This is a genomic window from Leptolyngbya sp. NIES-2104 (assembly GCF_001485215.1).
GTDB lineage: Bacteria > Cyanobacteriota > Cyanobacteriia > Leptolyngbyales > Leptolyngbyaceae > Leptolyngbya.
In genome coordinates this window covers 1-15,403 of sequence record NZ_BBWW01000003.1, presented here as the reverse complement: position 1 = coordinate 15,403, position 15,403 = coordinate 1, and the positions used below count along the sequence as shown (strand labels likewise).

Annotated in this window: 18 protein-coding genes; 12 read left to right on the top strand and 6 right to left on the bottom strand. The window is 47.6% G+C overall.

Going from position 1 to position 15,403, the window contains the following annotated elements:
* Positions 1–118: 118 nt before the first annotated feature.
* Both NIES2104_RS28870 and NIES2104_RS28865 read right to left on the bottom strand, forming a co-directional pair.
* Complete coding sequence (locus NIES2104_RS28870) at positions 119–862, bottom strand: gamma-glutamyltransferase (RefSeq protein ID WP_202815237.1); 744 nt, start codon at positions 860–862, stop codon at positions 119–121.
* A 107-nt stretch (positions 863–969) separates the two neighbouring features.
* Positions 970–2,415 carry an NAD(P)/FAD-dependent oxidoreductase gene (locus NIES2104_RS28865; RefSeq protein ID WP_059002394.1) on the bottom strand — a complete coding sequence of 482 codons (1,446 nt, stop codon included), beginning with the start codon at positions 2,413–2,415 and terminating at the stop codon, positions 970–972.
* Positions 2,416–2,887: 472 nt separating this feature from the next.
* Here NIES2104_RS28865 and NIES2104_RS28860 point away from each other — a divergent pair, with 472 nt between their 5' ends.
* On the top strand, positions 2,888–3,280 hold the full coding sequence (locus tag NIES2104_RS28860; protein WP_059002393.1) for a hypothetical protein: 393 nt from the start codon (positions 2,888–2,890) through the stop codon (positions 3,278–3,280).
* A gap of 15 nt (positions 3,281–3,295) precedes the next feature.
* Positions 3,296–3,844 (top strand): cysteine hydrolase family protein, encoded by a 549-nt coding sequence (locus NIES2104_RS28855; protein WP_059002392.1) that lies wholly within the window; start codon positions 3,296–3,298, stop codon positions 3,842–3,844.
* 7 nt (positions 3,845–3,851) lie between these two features.
* Here NIES2104_RS28855 and NIES2104_RS32065 read toward each other — a convergent pair whose 3' ends face one another.
* Positions 3,852–4,100, bottom strand: a complete 249-nt coding sequence (locus NIES2104_RS32065; RefSeq protein WP_156427144.1) for a hypothetical protein — start codon at positions 4,098–4,100, stop codon at positions 3,852–3,854.
* 189 nt (positions 4,101–4,289) lie between these two features.
* On the opposite strand from NIES2104_RS32065, the gene NIES2104_RS28850 reads away from it, so the two are divergent.
* Positions 4,290–5,417, top strand: a complete 1,128-nt coding sequence (locus NIES2104_RS28850) for an NAD(P)/FAD-dependent oxidoreductase (RefSeq protein WP_059002391.1) — start codon at positions 4,290–4,292, stop codon at positions 5,415–5,417.
* Between the two features lie 173 nt (positions 5,418–5,590).
* Here the strand turns inward: NIES2104_RS28850 and NIES2104_RS28845 are convergent, their stop codons facing one another.
* From NIES2104_RS28845 to NIES2104_RS28830, 3 genes are all read right to left on the bottom strand, one after another.
* Complete coding sequence (locus tag NIES2104_RS28845) at positions 5,591–6,454, bottom strand: GNAT family N-acetyltransferase (RefSeq protein WP_059002390.1); 864 nt, start codon at positions 6,452–6,454, stop codon at positions 5,591–5,593.
* Between the two features lie 94 nt (positions 6,455–6,548).
* On the bottom strand, positions 6,549–7,751 hold the full coding sequence (locus NIES2104_RS28840) for a glutathione S-transferase family protein (protein WP_059002389.1): 1,203 nt from the start codon (positions 7,749–7,751) through the stop codon (positions 6,549–6,551).
* A 360-nt stretch (positions 7,752–8,111) separates the two neighbouring features.
* Positions 8,112–9,263: a WD40 repeat domain-containing protein gene (locus NIES2104_RS28830; RefSeq protein ID WP_059002387.1), complete on the bottom strand. Its 1,152-nt coding sequence runs from the start codon at positions 9,261–9,263 to the stop codon at positions 8,112–8,114.
* A 612-nt stretch (positions 9,264–9,875) separates the two neighbouring features.
* On the opposite strand from NIES2104_RS28830, the gene NIES2104_RS28820 reads away from it, so the two are divergent.
* The 9 genes from NIES2104_RS28820 (at position 9,876) to NIES2104_RS28790 (ending at position 15,293) form a co-directional block, all read left to right on the top strand.
* Entirely contained in the window at positions 9,876–10,937 is a 1,062-nt protein-coding gene (locus tag NIES2104_RS28820) for an IS4 family transposase (RefSeq protein ID WP_059002385.1), read from the top strand.
* Positions 10,938–10,972: 35 nt separating this feature from the next.
* Entirely contained in the window at positions 10,973–11,320 is a 348-nt protein-coding gene (locus tag NIES2104_RS28815; RefSeq protein WP_059002384.1) for a nuclear transport factor 2 family protein, read from the top strand.
* Positions 11,321–11,365: 45 nt separating this feature from the next.
* Positions 11,366–11,506, top strand: coding sequence for a hypothetical protein (locus NIES2104_RS32060; RefSeq protein ID WP_156427143.1), 141 nt, complete (start codon positions 11,366–11,368; stop codon positions 11,504–11,506).
* Between the two features lie 164 nt (positions 11,507–11,670).
* A complete protein-coding gene (locus tag NIES2104_RS31410) occupies positions 11,671–13,059 on the top strand; it encodes an ISKra4 family transposase (protein WP_082690173.1) in 1,389 nt (462 codons plus the stop codon).
* Positions 13,060–13,062: 3 nt separating this feature from the next.
* Positions 13,063–13,422 carry a hypothetical protein gene (locus NIES2104_RS28805; protein WP_059002383.1) on the top strand — a complete coding sequence of 120 codons (360 nt, stop codon included), beginning with the start codon at positions 13,063–13,065 and terminating at the stop codon, positions 13,420–13,422.
* Positions 13,423–13,717: 295 nt separating this feature from the next.
* A complete protein-coding gene (locus tag NIES2104_RS28800) occupies positions 13,718–13,987 on the top strand; it encodes a hypothetical protein (RefSeq protein ID WP_059002382.1) in 270 nt (89 codons plus the stop codon).
* On the top strand, positions 13,974–14,393 hold the full coding sequence (locus tag NIES2104_RS28795; RefSeq protein WP_059002381.1) for a type II toxin-antitoxin system VapC family toxin: 420 nt from the start codon (positions 13,974–13,976) through the stop codon (positions 14,391–14,393). The genes NIES2104_RS28800 and NIES2104_RS28795 overlap by 14 nt, the downstream gene beginning before the upstream one ends.
* Before the next feature lie 28 nt (positions 14,394–14,421).
* Positions 14,422–14,595 carry a hypothetical protein gene (locus NIES2104_RS32055; protein ID WP_156427141.1) on the top strand — a complete coding sequence of 58 codons (174 nt, stop codon included), beginning with the start codon at positions 14,422–14,424 and terminating at the stop codon, positions 14,593–14,595.
* 128 nt (positions 14,596–14,723) lie between these two features.
* Positions 14,724–15,293: a plasmid pRiA4b ORF-3 family protein gene (locus NIES2104_RS28790; RefSeq protein ID WP_059002380.1), complete on the top strand. Its 570-nt coding sequence runs from the start codon at positions 14,724–14,726 to the stop codon at positions 15,291–15,293.
* Positions 15,294–15,403 lie beyond the last annotated feature (110 nt).

The following is a 15,403-nucleotide window of genomic DNA, read 5'->3' as shown; positions in this document are numbered from 1 at the left end:
GATGGCACAGAAATTGAAATGTATGGTTGAAGACCTTTTACACAGACTGTTGATTACGGTTGAACCATTACTGATCCTGTGGGTTTGCGTGAGTCGTGGAGTCCATACATTGTTTTGGTTACTGGGTCGATCGCGCTAAATTCGATTGCACAAGTCGCTCGCCTGACTGATAAGGCTTGCCGTTCTTGAGAAAGATCGCTGCAACATTCGGCTGCGCTTTGAAAGTCTGCGTGAACCCTTGCAATAACTCTGCATCAGCCGATTGTAGAACAAATCCTTGCTCAGCAAGAGTGATTGCCAGAGCCATCACCTGTTTGCGATCGCGACTACCATAAGTCGCTAGAGCATAATCTAGTCCCTTCACCGTTCCCGGAACACCAACTGCAAGATAGCCTTTCGTACTCAGTCCCTTAATCACTTTTCCTTGAGCGTCTAAATACACCGTTGGGGTTGCTGCACCGGGTGCTATCTCCCGAAAATCTACAAATCGGCTGCGACCATCTGCAAACCGAATTAGCATAAACCCACCGCCGCCCAGATTGCCACAGCAGGGATAGGTTGCCGCAAGCGCATACCCTACACCGACCGCCGCATCGATCGCGTTTCCGCCCTGGTTGAGAATGTCGATTCCAGCTTGGGTTGCTTCCCGTTGTTCGCTCACCACCATCCCAGTTGTTCCAAGCTTTGCAGTCGGTGGTGTTGGTGTCGCAGTCGAACCACAGGAAGGAGCGGGTGATCGCACACAGATTCCAGCACTCGCCGCTTGATACAACAGGGTAAGCGAGTAGTTCGTTTTTGCAAGCAAAAGGTCGATTGCTAAGGCAAAACCAAGACCCGTGCTACCAAAAACTAAACCCAGCAAAATTCTTTTGCAACGAGCTTTATTTAGACGCAGTTTTTGCAGGATGAAAGTCATAAAAATTAAGAGCCATAAAGTGGATGCTGATGAATTAGCGAACTACCAGCATTTCACGATCGCGGTTTTACCAGCGCCAGAATTTCAATTGCGACACGTTCAGCCGATTCTAGTGCCGACTCTAGTCCTGGGGATGCGATCGCGGTATGTTCACCCGCAAAATGAATCCGTTTCCAGGGCTTTGCCATCTGTGCTTGAAAGCGGCGAACCTGTCCGGGTGCAAAGTACGAGTAAGCGCCTCGTGCGTAAGGATCACGCCCCCAGGATACAATTCGATTTAACTCAACCTTGCCTTCCATTGACGGACGGATTTTCTTCAGTTCTGATTGCACAAATTGAGCTAATGCCGAAGCACTCATAGCATCTAACCGTTGAGCTTGACTTCCATTCGCCCAGCAAACCAGACTTTGCAGCCGTCCTTGATCATCCCGATGGGGCATCACAGTTGATAGCGTTGAATCCGTCCACATCATGGGCGGATACCCATCTTGCTCCCAAAATGGCTGGCGTACCTTCAGGTGAATTTGGGTCACTGCGGTATAGGGCAGGGTTTGAACTGCCTCAGCTTGTGCCCCTTGTAGCGGAGGGCTAATCTCAATCTGACGTAAGACTGAAAATGGTAGAGTGACGACTGCGAAGTCTGCCCGAAATTTTGAACCATCAGCACAGTGAACTTCGACCTCAGTATCGCGAGACTGCAATGACACCACCACTTTTTTAAGTTGAACCGGAGATTTAAGAGAAGCTGCGATCGCTTCTGGAAGACGGCTATTTCCACCTTGAATCTGCATCGGTTGTCGAGCGCGAATCTGTGAGCGCTGATCATTGCGTAGAGCAAACAGCGCGGAGGTCGTTTCTAAGTCATTGAGCAACGAACTAGAATTAAAGGGCATTAACCGAAGTGCTTCTGCGGAAGCTCCTTGAGTGCGGAGGTAGTCTACTAGAGAAACATCCAAACTTGCATAGCGTGAGTTTGTCCACGCGATCGCGTCTTTGAGTGGGTTGTGGGGTCGGAGGTAATGGGACAGCAACTGTGCAGGAAGTAACTGGCGCTCAGGCTCGGCTAAGCGATTCGCGGAAGATTTTGCCCAGTCCTGGGGCAACACGGTCTGTCCTCGAACTTGTAGCAGCGTCTTTTGATCTACCCTGTTTCTCGTTTTGACAGGAACTTGCAAGCGATTCGCTAGGGCAAGCAATCGTTGATATTTTTCGCTAAATCCCTGTCCTCCCGCTTCGGGTTTTCCGACTATGTTATCTAAGGTATGAACGCGACCGCCAACGCGATCGCGTGCTTCTAGAACCGTGACCTTTAATCCTTGTGCTTCTAATAAGGATGCAGTTCGTAACCCCGACAATCCAGCTCCCAAAACTAGCACTGTGGTCGGCTGACGCTGAGCTGCAACAACGCGCTCAGCAGCACGACCCAAAACGAGTAGACCGAGGGCAGATTGACTGGACTGCCAAAGAAATTCGCGGCGATTCCAACGGTTTGTAGACATAATGCTTTGATTCAAACTTCGACGGTTCTGGTTGACGAACTTTCTACTTTCAGGACTCAACGAAAGCGGTTGGAAAATTTCAGAATTTCTTTGGACAACGAGCCGGAAGAAGTTCGTGAAATTTGCAAAGCTTCCCTATTGCTCTAATGGGTATTTCTGTAATCTCTTTATGCAGCGAGCAGGTTCTCTATACCAAAAGCATCGCTCCAACAAGTAAAAACTGCTTGGAGAAATCTCGTACCAAACGAAAGCCCTATGCTCCCTAATCCTTGAGCATTGCTCACCTGAATGCTTTCCAGGCTTATCGATAGGCTAAATTCTTTGAAGCTCGGCGTAAGTCGAGCGTAACAAAACGATATCTGAACATCATCAGCCCCTTCGCCCGAAGAAGTTACGAACCTATTTAAACTTGAGATAGTTATAGGATCAGGAAATGAGTATGATGTGAACATTGTTAGAAACGGAGTGAATGATGTCAGTTCAGAACACTTCATTGAGTTGGGATCAGATCTTAGAACTTGCTCAAAACAATACTCCTGCTCGACGAGTGCGCAGACCTGAACAATTGCCTTCGACTGCCCCTATTCCCAGTAGCTTGCACAAGCTTTCTCCAGAAACTCCAACGCCTGTTTTACTTTATCGCGATGCAAATTCTTGGTGTCCTTTTTGCCAACAGAGCGATCAAATGCTATTACCTTGGGGTCAGGTGGGTGGCAGAGACAAGCTTGACCCGTTTTCGTCTGCGGTGGGAGCTGTCACGCTTGCCTATGTAAGAAATCGCATCTGTGCGCCGCGTGATATGAGTGCAGGTGCAGCAACCGCATTTCGAGCCGCCGCAGACAAAGTGTTGGCATCAATCTATTAAAGATATTTCTCGGAGATGCAAGAGATGAAGTCATGCCTTTTTGTGATCGATGTCCAGACTGGCTTCGTTAGTCAAAACACTAAATACGTTGTTGAGCGCATCGAGACTTTACTAAAGCAATCTCTCTTTGATTATGTAGTATTTACAAGGTTTTTGAATACTGGTGGTAGTCCTTGGGTCAATTTTTTGAACTGGCAACACCTCATCTCTGAAGAAGAGAGAAATTTGGTTAGTTCTCTCCAGCCTTTTGCTGAAGTGGTTTTTGATAAATACACTTACAGCAGCATTAATCAAGAAACAATTGCTTTCCTAAAGCATAGTAAGATTGATACTGTGTTTGTCTGTGGGATTGATATAGATTGCTGTGTTATGCTAACGGCTGTTGATTTGTTTGAACAGCTCATCCGTCCTTGCGTCTTAACGTATTACTCAGCCTCTAATGGAGATCAAGAAAGCCATACCGCTGCTATCACAGTGTTAGGTCGCTTGATTGGTCAGCACAATGTATTGCAAGAACCGCTTGATAGCACTGTTCTCTCAAAATATCTCTCTGCAAGTGAATGATTCGTGCTTATTGATCTAACTGATCAGGCTGCTTGCTTTTACGTTTCAGCCAAGCGGAAACAATCGCGTTCGCAAATACGCCAACGTTTAAAGTTTCAATCAACAGCTTTTTGCCTTGCAAAATACCTGCGCTGATTCCAACCAGAGGAGGTTTAACAATCACGATGCTTAATCTATGTTTACTCCTTAAGATGGAGTTTCTAGTCATCACCATTTTGTAGCATTCGCTTAGCAAGCTTGTTGTTTTAGCGAGCATTTTTGCACTTCTGCTGGAAACTTCTATGCCTAATCTAACCTAGGTTCTAGCCATTTCTTCTGTTACTTTTTAACGGGTTTCAGGTAAAGAGGCAGCAGAATGTTCAATCTGTATCGAAACGTTCGACCTTCTGAATGGCTAGTCACCTTCTTCTGAAACCGTATACTCCTAACTGACTGAGATTGAATAATGCCTAAAATTGCGATCGTGGGTGCAGGTCCAGCCGGGTGTTCAGCAGGGTACCACTTGGCAAAAAGTGGGCATGAGGTCACGCTCATGGACAAGAACTGTTTTCCCAGAGACAAGGTATGCGGCGATGGCATCAGCATTGAGTCGATACAGGCAGTGTCGATGATGGGAATTTATCCGCAAGACATTAGAAAATTAGCTTCAGAGTACGCGCCAATCGATCGCTTTCTTTTGGGGATCTCAAATCAAATTTCTCATAGTGAGATGACCCAGCTAGAAGCCTACTGTATTCCTAGATTTGTGTTTGATCAACTCTTATACGAGAAAGCGATCGGCGCAGGATGTAGTTTTATCACTCAGAGTGTTCGCAGAAATGATTGGCATCATCAAGGGTTGTATGATGCGTTTGATACGATTGTTGATGCTCGTGGCGTTTCTGCGGGGGAAGTGAATGCCATCGCGATTCGCGCTTATTGGGTTCTAAAGCGGCAAGATCTATCCCAAACCGCGTTGATTGAAGCCCAAATTCATTTCGATCGCAGCCTAGGAGTGAATGGCTATGGTTGGATTTTTCCCGTTTCTACACAGCATGATCTGATCAGATTGAATGTTGGAGTTGGCGTTTGGTTAGACGAATACTCCAGACTCAAGACAAACATTATTCAACTCTTCAAGCAGTTTATCCACAATAATGAAACAACCCGACAGATGCTGAGTCAGGCAGTGAGCCAACAACCGCCAAAGGTCTTTCCTCTAGCCACTGCCAAGAAGGGAAATCGAGTTGCTGATGGAAAAGTTCTTAGAATTGGCGATGCGGCGAATTTGACTGATCCATTAACGGGTGAGGGAATTGCAAATGCGGTACTCAGTGGCTTTCACGCCGCGCAAGCCGTGAATATGAGCAATACCCCTAGTGCGATCGCAGAGAATTGGCAGTATCTTTATGAATCTCACTTTGAAGCAGATCTGCGTGCGGCTCTACGCATCAAAGCCTTCAGAAAACTTTCCTCGATGAATTACCTGCTCATTTGGTTAATGAAACGAAACCCGCGCGTTGCCCAACAGATCACCCATGCCGTTGCAGGTGTCATTCCCTACAACGAAGTCTTGACTTCTCTCAAATACTGACAGCCTTGAGCTTTAACTAACAACATCTATCTGGAGACTATCGTAACGTTGAACAAGTCAACATCGCTCTGCTGCCTCAGATGGAAGCCTCACCGAAGGTGTTGCTTCTTTTACCATTGCGCGGTTCTACACCCACTATTGAGAGGCAGACTTACCCCCTACAACGACAGACTTTAGTACCCCACGGAGGGGAGATAGCAACCGTCAGGTTCTTGGTATTTGCCCATTGCCATTAGTGTTGCTGGCTTAACAACGCGCATCCCCTGGTTCAAGCACCATCGAAATAGATTGGATTGGCGTGTCGGCAGTAGCAACGAGAGGGGACGGTCGCTACTTTGATTTCCCACACCCGCTAACAAAGCCTGCATGTCTGCTCCTGACTGAGCAACCGCGTGATTCGATGCCCAAAAATGCGGGGCTGAAGCATAAGCAACAATGCGATCGTCGCGCACCGCCACAAAAGCGGTCAGAGATGGTGCGTTCTTGAGATCTCCGGTGCGATCAACCCCATGCACGCTGCGGCATAATTCGGCGCACTCGGCTAAGTCTTGTTCTCGGAGCGAACGAATCTCAATGTTAGTCGGAGCATCAGCTTTAATGGTGCCTTCAATCACAACCAATGGCTCTTTCACATTGAACCCCAGCGAAGTATAAAGCGAAAGCGAAGCTTGATCGAAAGCATCTTGAACCAAACGAATGCTGTTCGCTTCGGTGCCACGCTCCACTACAGCTTGCATCAATTGTCTACCTGCGCCTTCTGACTGAACCGTCGTGTCGATCGTCAGCGGTCCGACGGCTCGAACTACATCATATTCCGTTAGGTAATTAGAGCCGATAATTTTGCCGTCATGTTCGGCAACAATGCTAAAAATCTGAGGGTTCGCGAAGTAAGATTGTGCTAACTGAATGCTGAACGCTGGAGACGGATGATCGGGAGGAAAATTGTGGCGCTCAGCACTATGTTTGAAAGCGTTGTAACAGATTAACCCACAGGTTTCGACATCTTCTTGCTTCATTGATCGAATCTGCACATCCATTGAACAATTCTCCCGTTGCTAGTCTAAGAATACATGGCTTACCCAACAGCTTCAATCGGTTGAATGTTCCTAATTGATCGCTGATTTAATATTTCTAATAGATTGCTGTCAACAGATGATCGACACTTGATCGAAATGCGGTAGCTGCGCCTGCACTCATATCACGCGGCGCACAAATTCGATTTCTCACATAAGCAAGTGTAATTGCACCGACAGCCGCCGCAACTGAATCAAAGTTTTCTTTTCCCCCGACTCGCCCCCACGGTAGCAAAGTATTGCGATCGAGCAAATAGGCTGCCAGCAGCTTGAGATGTGCCTCGATCGCGTTTTTTACAATCGGAGCATCACCCTCTAGCGCTTGTACGCCAGAATTCTTAAAAATATCGGCGATCGCAGCTTCGCGATTGTCGCTTAATCGTTCTGCTGCTTCTGCCCGGTAGTGCATCACTTCACTTTCCATCGAATCGATTGGTAATGGCGGTGCGATCGACTCAATGCCCCAAATCCGACGCAGAACAAGATTAAATGTCGTTGCATCTGTTTTGACCCGTTGAAAAGCAGAACGTTGATCTAAGGTAGCAAACCAAGCATTGAGATTGGGAAAGCGGGGATTGCCTTTGATGTGATAGTTTCGATACACAGGTAGACCTGCCGCAAGTCGATCAAGATGCGGAGCATACAAAATGTCTACCAAGCTAAAGGTACTCAGAAAGTAGGAACCCGGATAGTTTGCTAAAGCTTGCTCTAGGTCGTCTAGCTTTGCTTCAAAAGCCGCTTGTGCGCCTGTAGAATCATCGCTCATTCCCATCATGAATTTGTAGCCGAGTTCTTTTGCTCCGTTCGTTTCAGCATCTTCGATCATCTGATATGCAACGCTGTTTTCTTCGGGATCAATTGGCAGCAGGGGTGAATCTTGAAACTGTGACTCTAACGCCAGCAGGATGTCTTTTGATTCACATACGATCGTGTCACTGATTTCAATAGCGGGAACAAGCCCTGATGGAACGAGGTCGGTGTACCATTTCGGCTTGTGATTTAAGTCAATAAATTCAGTGGAAAACGGAATTTTCTTTTCTTCTAGCGCAAACCATACCCGCTCACAGAACGGACACCAAGAATTCGCGTCACGATAGAACACAACAGGCGGGGAAGTTCCTGGAGGTAGTTGAGACAAGCTGCTTGGAATCGGTACAGTAGACGGTAATTGTCCAGGTCTACGAACCCGTCGCGCAGCAGTATGACTTTGAGCAAGTTCTAATAATTGCTCCCAGGTCAATGTTGCGGTTTGAATTGACATCACTTTCTCCGGTTGCAGCAGAATTCAATCAGGTTAGCAAACTGAACGAGGCTCATTGTCTTACTCAAGGTACATACTCTCTATCTGCAAGCTTCGGAACTTCTTCGGGCGAAGGTCTGAAATAGCCAATCGTTCGACAATTTGGCAAGCGTTTTGGCTTGAATCGTTAACGATTTGTTCTTTGCAAACAAGCACGTAAAGGGTGCAATTCTAGCATTGTTCAGTTCGTAGAAGGGACGACGAAGCAGCGGAGCAAAACAGCCCACATCGTCTTTTCTCACTGCTTTCAAAGCTTTTGATTAAAGTATTTTGAGAAGCTCTTTAGATCGAGTTAGCAGAAAATTAGCTCCGCTCATTCCGTTATCTTTGCAACCTAATCCCGCTCAAATCCCACAGATTAACCGATCGTTCACCAAACGACTCAGCGAAATTACTACCAGAGGCGAGAAATTCTCCATTTGGGCTGAAACTTAGACCCGATACAATAAAACTGACTGGACTCAGCGTGGTGATCAGCGTTCCGTCTCGCCTCCATAGCTTGATGGCGCTATCTGTAGAACTGGAGGCGAAGATTTGTCCATTCGGACTGAAACTCACATTAGTCACCAAACTCTTGTGTGCCTTTAGTGCAGTAATCAGCGTTCCGTCTCGCTTCCATAGCTTGACCGCACCCCCATTACTCCCAGAGGCGATAATCTGTCCGTCCGGGCTGAAGCTCACACTGAACACACGAGCCAAACGAACGTTGTCACCCTCTACAGCATCTACGCGGTTGTCGATCGTAGTGATCAGTGTGCCATCGCGCTTCCACAACTTGATCGTGCTATCTTGACTTCCAGAGGCGAGTGTTTGTCCATCTGGGCTGAAGCTGACACTTCTCAACCCTTGAGTATGTCCCTTCAATGTCTTAATTAGTGTGCCGTCTCGCTTCCACAGCTTGATCGTATTATCCTCATCATCGCCTCCAGAGGCGAGTATTTGTCCATCCGGGCTGAAGCTGACACTTCTCACAGCGTCAGTATGTCCTTTCAACGTCTTAATCACTGTGCCGTCTCGATTCCACAGTTTGATCGTATCATCCTCACTTGCAGAGGCGAGTGTTTGTCCATCCGGGCTGAAGCTAATACTTTTCACAGCCCAAGTATGTCCCTTCAGCGTCTTGATCAATGTGCCGTCTCGATTCCACAGTTTGACGGTGCCATTCATCTCACCCCCAGAGGCGATAATTTGTCCATCTGGGCTAAAGCCGAGGACATACACAGAAGCAGAATTCCAGCTATTTTGCAATTTCACGCCATCAGCTTTCTGCTCCTGACCCGCAACGCCCAAATCTTGCTTAGCTTCTGCTGACGGTTGCCGCAGGTGTGCGGATACTGGGTTGGCTTCACTTCCTGCAACAGCTCGATTAATACAGACAAGCGCGATCGCACCAACCAGCATCACTTTTGTCATTGCCCCGACCCGCATTCGCCGATTTGCTTTGGGATTCGTCGATCCCTGTTGTTGTTTCATTTTTTGTCTTCTTGTAAAAGATTTGCTAACGTGAAAGTATTGCAGAATGAAAAATACCCTGATAATTAATTTGAAGTTCAACGCTGCTTTATGATTTAGACACAGTTTTTGAACAATAAGTGCCGAAATGCCTATTCTAATGAATTCGTAAAATACCCAGGTCAGGAATGCACTTTACGAGCTGACGCGCGCCAGAACTTCGGTGCTGATTTACCGACTTCACGGGCATTTGCAAGCAACTCATTAAATCCCTGTTCTCCCCCTTCGGTGACAGGAACGTCGTCTAGAGTATGAACGCGACCAACAGTGCGATCGCGTACTTCTAGGACTGTGACTGATACTCCGTGAGTTTCTAGTAATAGACATTTGAGACCTAGCAACACCTCCTATTTGTTTAGTGGGTTCTTCTATAATCTCTTTATGCAGCGATCCCTCAGAATTCTGCAAAGCAAATTTTCTAATAGAATATCTTTTGCAGGAATTCTGCGAAGCATCTCGAAAAATTGTGCAACTCGTTGTATGGAGAATTCCTAAGTACGGGACAAAAACTTGCAAATAGTTGACGGGGCGGGATTTCATGAGAATTACCACATTCCAAAACACGAAACCCCTATGAATCGGGTTACTGCACTTCGAGAAAAATTGCGTCCCCACCTCGCTTGGCACGGTGCAAGATTGAGCTTTGTTGCCGCCTTTCTGATTGCGTTGTTTCGGGTCAAGACTGTCAACTTTAGCGAACTCTCAACTGCCTTCAGTGGCAAGACTCAGACAGATTCTCATTACAAGCGACTGCAACGGTTTTTTCGAGACTACGAGATGGACTATGTCGAGATCGCCCAAGCCGTTGTCGCCCTGATGGCAATTCCAGAACCGTGGGTGCTATCGATAGACCGAACCGATTGGCAGTTTGGCACTTGTGTGTTCAACATCCTGATGCTGGGAGTCGTCCATGACGGAGTCGCATTTCCATTGGTCTGGTGTTGTCTCGATAAGCGAGGCAACTCAAACAGTACTGAACGCATGGAACTGTTCAATCAGTTTCTTGAACGCTTTGGAGATCGCGAAGTTGCCTGTCTCACCGCAGACCGAGAGTTTATCGGCAAAGCTTGGTTTGGCTATCTCTTGCAAGACCCCCTCACCCGATTTCGCATTCGGATTCGCGAAAATCACAAGCTTAGTGATGGTCGCATCAGTCGCAAGGTTCGGACTCTCTTTGCTGATGTGCAAATCGGTCAGACGAAGATTCTGCGGCACAAGCGTCGTCTGTGGGGACATTGGGTTTACATTGCGGCAACCCGTTTAGCCGATGGCGAACTCCTTGTCGTTGCCACTCAAAGCGCTCCCAAGTCTGCGATTGCCGATTACGCCAAGCGTTGGGCAATTGAAACGCTATTCGGCATTTTCAAGACCCGTGGCTTCTGCTTGGAATCGACCCACCTGACCGATGCCGAGCGATTGAGCAAGCTACTCGCGCTGCTCTCATTAGCCTTGTGCTGGGCGTTCTTAGTTGGAGAGTGGTTGCATCAACACACACCGCTCAAGCTCAAAGAGCATGGTCGCAAAGCCAAAAGTATCTTTCGCTATGGCTTCGATCATCTCCGTCACATTGTACTCAACTTGAATGAAAAGATGAGCGAGTTTATGCAAGTTCTACAATTTTTGTCCTGTACTTAGATTAACCCTACTGATAATACAGGAGTAAACTTGTCATGCACGAACGCACTAATATTCCAGACCGATTTGTCAAGCCGTTGAGTGCGACACCTCTAGATGCCGCAGACCGAATTGAAATTCACGAATTGGTTACAAGAGTGTACCTGGTCGAAGACACACGCGATTACGACGCGCTACACCAAATTTGCACTGAAGATTTTGTACAGATTCATCCAGCAGGCAACACGGAAGGGTTGGAGGCATTCATCGCTTTTCTTCAGAAATTCTCAGTTGGTTTCGATGGGAAACGGCATCACGCACTCAACATCGTGACACGGCGAGTTGGCGATAATGAGGCGGAGGCGGCGAGCTACCTGATCAGTATAGAGTTATTCAACACCTAAGGGCGCGAAGACTCTAGCCTACCCCGAATCATTGGACATGCCGTTGTGATTGACAGTCTACGCAAGACCGATGCTCAGTGGCGCATTTACCAACGAGTGTATGACCAATTCGCAGTCAACGCTACGTTCATGCCCGATGTGGCGGAGCGCGAATGTTGGGGACGTGGGGCATCTGAGAATCATTAATCAATGTCAGGTCAAACAATCTCTCTAGCTCTTTTCCAGAGCTAGTTCTAATAGGCTTAAGTTGATTGAAGTACAACCAAGTTGATGAGCAAATTACAACCTTTCAGGTTGCCTAAATCCATCGCTACCAATCTAAATGATTAGGAGCAATCAAAATGACTTCTATGCAAGGTTCAATTGAACAACTGCTGCCAGATGACCCGGATTGGCAACAGTTATGCAACATTCTCAAGGCTAAGGTAACATTGGTTGAACAGGTGCTAGTTGCTTGGCAAATGGGAATTTGGTTAGCTAGAACAATCCTAGAACATCAACTACAGGAGCAAGCTGCTATTTCAGTTGAATGGCAGGCTTGCCCTGTCTGCCAAGCTCGATTGGTGAGCAAAGGATTTGCCAACCGCCGAATTCTTACCTTAGTTGGTTGGGTCGAGTGGAAACGTCGAGTTGGACGCTGCCCTCGTAGGTGTCGAGGCAGCCAGAGTACTCCTTTTGATCAGGTTCTTGGCATTAATGCTTATCAACAAACATCAGTCGAGTTAATGCGACTCGGATGTTTGCTAGCAGTATGTTTGCCCTTTGAACTTACCGCTTGGATGCTTCAGCAGTTGAGTGGCATTCAAGTCAGTGATGATACGATTTGGAACTGGGTGCAATCTGCTGGACAACAAGCTAACGAAAACTTGGAATTGCAACTTCAGCAGTTAGGCGAGGGACAGCCAATTCAAACAGAAACGCTAGATGCACCGCTCTTAACGATGCCTTTGATGATTGCTGCTGATGGGGTCACAGTCCCGTTTCGCCCACAGGCTAAGACCCCGAAAGGCAAAATTGTATGGCGAGAGGTGAAAGTCGCGCTCTTAGCTCGTCTCGGCAACTATCAGACTAGAACAGAGGCAACGAGAACGCAATTACACCAGAGGCGCGTTGTGGCAAGCCTCGGAGACATTAATCACTTAAAACCTCGTCTTCAACTCGAAGCACTCAAGCAGGGGATGATCACAGCCTCACAAGTCGTTTGGATCTCCGATGGTGCACGGGGCTTTTGGCGACTCTACCGCGAATGCTTTGCGCCGATTGGGGCTGTTGGTATTTTAGATTTCTATCATGCGGCACAACATTTGTGGCAAGCAGCAAGCGTCTATCAAGATGGCAATCCACACAGAACGCCTCAGCAGTGGTTTGCTAGCTTACGTCATCGGTTGCGCCACGGATTCGGCAAAGGTATTATTAAAGAACTCGACTGGTTGAGCAAGTCTAAGAATACTGCCGAAGCAACCAAACCAATTTTGCGCCAAGTGCGAGATTACTTAAAGCTCCACCTTGACCACATTCAGTATCGCTCCTTTAAGCAGATGGGCTTGCCCATTGGCAGTGGCATGGTTGAGAGTGCTTGTAAATGGATGATTCAACAGCGCTTTAAGGGAGCAGGGATGCGATGGAGTGAAGACGGATTCAACCATCTGCTTCATCTCCGGTTAGCTTGGACGAATCAGCGATTTGACTCTTTGTTCTCTAATGAAAATTTATCGCTTTCGTTGTACTCCCCCAACTAATAGATGCGCCCAAACAGCAGCATCATTCCGGTCGATGAAGAAACTCTAATCGACAACAAGGATGAGTCCGAAGATGAAGTGTTAAAGTGCGATCGACGGTTGCTCGTGATCGTTCCGCAGATGACAAATCAACAACTGGAAGGATGGGGAGCAACAGTGTCTTGTCGCCCTATCGCAGGTCTTTACGAGCTACCGCCAGTGTACTGTACAACAATTGTCTGCACTCGCGAACTGCCAGAAACGCTAGAAACACTATGGTTAAGGTTGCTGAGCCGTGGGTCAATGCAGCGAAAAGCGATCGCAGACTTGCTCAAACTAGAGACCAATCATCCACTTCGACCCGTCGCATTACAACAATTGTAGTCTTGGTATCAGCGACTGTGTGAGGACACCCGGAACCGATAAAGTAAGCTTCTGACACAGGAGTTGAGTCAGATTGCACTCTGACTCAGGATAGTTTTACTCAAAATTGATGGATCTCAAGATAAGTTCTTTACGATTCTCGAACCGCTTGAAAAATTCATTGCTCTTAGCTTTCAACGCATCCGTCCCTGACCCAAACCCGCGACGTGCTTTTGCCTCAGTTCATGAGTGGCAAACTCCGTATCACTCAATAGCCTTTATAATCGAGCCATCCACCCAACCTGAATCGACTGCCATGACCCAAATCACACTCAGCCAACTCGATTCACAGCTCACAGAGCGACTGCAACAACGCGCCAGCCAAAACGGACGCACGATCGAAGACGAAATCGCTGTGATCCTTGCCAGCGTCCTCACTCCAGAATCTCCTCAGAACGCTACTCTGGGTCTTGCCACTGCAATCCAACAGCACTTTGCCGGCATTGAGGACTTCGAGATTCCTGAAATTCTAAGAGAACCCATGAGAACGCCGCCCAACTTTGAGAACCACAATGATCGTTCTTGATACCAACGTTCTCTCTGAATTGATGAACCCTCAAGGCTCACAGACCGTTAAATCGTGGGCGGATGCACAACCTAGAGAGCGCTTATTCACAACCACGATTACCCAGGCTGAGATCTTGTACGGGATTGCCATTCTGCCAGAGGGCAACCGAAAACAACGGCTTCAATCTGCCGCTCAAGCCGCGTTTAACCAAGAATTTCTCAATCAAATTCTTTTGTTTGACTCACAAGCTGCCGAACACTTTGCCACAATTAGCAGCGATCGCCGAAGACGAGGCAGACCGATCTCTCAGTCGGATGCTCAAATCGCTGCCATCTGCCGCACCCATCAAGCTGCAATTGCAACTCGGAATGTCGATGATTTTTCAAACTGCGGCATTGAGATCGTCAACCCTTGGGAGGTCTGAGCAGTCTCTAATCGCCCTGAAGGAAACTTTGACATCAAGCCTGAAGCGCGCTCCTGAACGTCAAAGCTTCGGTGATGTTCTACTCAAAGACCGACTGACCAATGTGATCGATCGTATCAATGCCCACATTCCCCCTGAAATTCGTGCCACGGCTCAACGGGAACTGCAAAATATTTGTGAATTGTCGCTTACCCGGCAGTGATCGCTGAAATCAGCGGAACAATTTGAGAGGTTACATTGAGTGAAGCTCGATCGCATTTTGTTAGCATCCGCATCTGAGCGTTTCCGGGTGAACTAATCTAGGAGATTAGAACTCAGAGGCTTACAACCATGCCCGCTCGGAAATCCTCAGCTTCTGTCAGCCTTTATCAAATTAAGATCACGCTGCTAGAGTTGCGCCCTCCCATCTGGCGACGTGTACAAGTTCGCAGCGACATCACGTTAGGCGATCTCCATGAGATCATTCAAACCGCAATGGGTTGGACAAACTCTCATCTGCACGTGTTTCTTATTCAGGGTGAGGAGTACGGTGAACCCGCTCCAGAATATGATTGGGAAGTGAAGAATGAGCGCAAAATGAAGCTGAACCGAGTTGTGGCTGGCGAAAAATTCAAGTTTCGCTACACCTACGATATGGGAGACAGTTGGGAGCATGAACTCTTGATTGAAAAAATTCTGCCTGCCGCTGACCTTCCTCGTCATAGCGTTTGTGTCACCGGGAAGCGAGCCTGTCCACCCGAAGACTGCGGTGGGACTTGGGGGTATACGGAGTTAGTAGAAACGCTGAGCGATCCCAATCATCCAGAGCATGAATCGATGCGAGAGTGGGTGGGTGGAGCATTCAATCCAGAGGCATTTGAGCTAATTGAGGTGAATGAAGCCTTGCAACAATTGGGATGAACTATGAGGATCGACCCGTCTGCCATCGGAGGTGGGCGTGGCTTTCCTACACGAGATCGCGTCGCAGATTACAGCTGTTGAGGAAGCTCAACGGGTTAAATCAAACGGCG

Bases quoted from the DNA above. Each gene is read 5' to 3' on its own strand.
- NIES2104_RS28865 (WP_059002394.1), bottom strand. From the start codon at position 2,415: ATGTCTACAAACCGTTGGAATCGCCGCGAATTTCTTTGGCAGTCCAGT.
- NIES2104_RS28860 (WP_059002393.1), top strand. From the start codon at position 2,888: ATGTCAGTTCAGAACACTTCATTGAGTTGGGATCAGATCTTAGAACTT.
- NIES2104_RS28855 (WP_059002392.1), top strand. From the start codon at position 3,296: ATGCAAGAGATGAAGTCATGCCTTTTTGTGATCGATGTCCAGACTGGC.
- NIES2104_RS32065 (WP_156427144.1), bottom strand. From the start codon at position 4,100: ATGCTCGCTAAAACAACAAGCTTGCTAAGCGAATGCTACAAAATGGTG.
- NIES2104_RS28850 (WP_059002391.1), top strand. From the start codon at position 4,290: ATGCCTAAAATTGCGATCGTGGGTGCAGGTCCAGCCGGGTGTTCAGCA.
- NIES2104_RS28845 (WP_059002390.1), bottom strand. From the start codon at position 6,454: ATGGATGTGCAGATTCGATCAATGAAGCAAGAAGATGTCGAAACCTGT.
- NIES2104_RS28840 (WP_059002389.1), bottom strand. From the start codon at position 7,751: ATGTCAATTCAAACCGCAACATTGACCTGGGAGCAATTATTAGAACTT.
- NIES2104_RS28830 (WP_059002387.1), bottom strand. From the start codon at position 9,263: ATGAAACAACAACAGGGATCGACGAATCCCAAAGCAAATCGGCGAATG.
- NIES2104_RS28820 (WP_059002385.1), top strand. From the start codon at position 9,876: ATGAATCGGGTTACTGCACTTCGAGAAAAATTGCGTCCCCACCTCGCT.
- NIES2104_RS28815 (WP_059002384.1), top strand. From the start codon at position 10,973: ATGCACGAACGCACTAATATTCCAGACCGATTTGTCAAGCCGTTGAGT.
- NIES2104_RS31410 (WP_082690173.1), top strand. From the start codon at position 11,671: ATGCAAGGTTCAATTGAACAACTGCTGCCAGATGACCCGGATTGGCAA.
- NIES2104_RS28805 (WP_059002383.1), top strand. From the start codon at position 13,063: ATGCGCCCAAACAGCAGCATCATTCCGGTCGATGAAGAAACTCTAATC.
- NIES2104_RS28800 (WP_059002382.1), top strand. From the start codon at position 13,718: ATGACCCAAATCACACTCAGCCAACTCGATTCACAGCTCACAGAGCGA.
- NIES2104_RS28795 (WP_059002381.1), top strand. From the start codon at position 13,974: ATGATCGTTCTTGATACCAACGTTCTCTCTGAATTGATGAACCCTCAA.
- NIES2104_RS28790 (WP_059002380.1), top strand. From the start codon at position 14,724: ATGCCCGCTCGGAAATCCTCAGCTTCTGTCAGCCTTTATCAAATTAAG.